Consider the following 1,032-nt stretch of genomic DNA (forward strand, 5'->3'; position numbering starts at 1 on the left):
GTATATATGGTGAATGCTACACATAGAGAGCTTTCTTTACTCATTTACACAACATGGAGAAATATGGGGAATATATTTTTACAATTTTTTATATTGATTGTGATTGTGGGAGTAGGGGTGTTTTACGATGTCGAATGGTCGCAACTTTTCCAAACAATTGTTGGGAAGGGTCAAATGCAGATTGAAGGGTTATCCGTACAACGATTGATGTTTATGTTAGCAATTTGCTGTTGGCTTAGCATGGTGGGCTTAGGTATGTGGATTGGTAAAAAAGCTAATCCACATATTGCTTAAAAAGTAACTCGAAAAATAACAATACTAAAACTAGAAAAAACAAACAAACTCGTCCTACTAAGAGGGGAGTTTGTTTGTTTTTTGTTTAGATAATGGAATGTTCATGCTAAATTGTACACTACGTTCCATATTCTTTATAGAATACTTTATATCTAGCGTTTCAAAAATTTGTTTAACAATATATAGCCCCAAACCACTTCCTCCAGTATTTCGATTCCTTGATTTTTCAATTCGATAAAATGGTTTGAAAATTTGTTGTATATCCTCTTCTTTAATATTGACACCTGTATTCATAATTTGCATTTTGATTTGAYCTTGTTTAGAATCCTCACTTAACTTTATATRGACTTTTTCATTATGTGGTGAATACATAACCGCATTATGGATAATATTTTTACATGCTTTTTCAAAAAGAACACGATCTGTATAAACAGAAAGATCAGAATCAATTTCTTTTATTATTTGGATGCTTTTTTGAGAAGCAAAAAATTCGAGATCTTTTGTGATTGTATCTATTAACTTCGAAAGATTAACTTCTTCTACTTTTAGTTTAAAGGTGTGTTGTTCTAATTTCGACATGCTTAAAATTTCACGAACTAATTGTTCCATACTTTCAATAATTTGATGATTTTTCTTTAAATATTGATCACGATTTTGATAAGGGCCAATATTGTATATCATCCCTTCTAAGTATCCTTTCATTACAGTAAGAGGGGTCTTTAATTCATGTGCTACAAT

The 1,032-nt window shown here is 30.7% G+C and carries 1 protein-coding gene and 1 pseudogene; one reads left to right on the forward strand and one right to left on the reverse strand.

Annotated elements, in window-relative coordinates; genetic code table 11:
* Nucleotides 1–294: pseudogene (locus tag AC1DJR_RS31205) on the forward strand (hypothetical protein); the annotation flags it as partial.
* A gap of 57 nt (nt 295–351) precedes the next feature.
* On the opposite strand, the gene AC1DJR_RS31210 reads toward AC1DJR_RS31205, so the two are convergent.
* Nucleotides 352–1,032, reverse strand: a 681-nt coding sequence (locus AC1DJR_RS31210) for a sensor histidine kinase (RefSeq protein WP_477004385.1), incomplete at its 5' end; no start/stop codon positions are given.

This window comes from Bacillus sp. 05T31, assembly GCF_056396725.1.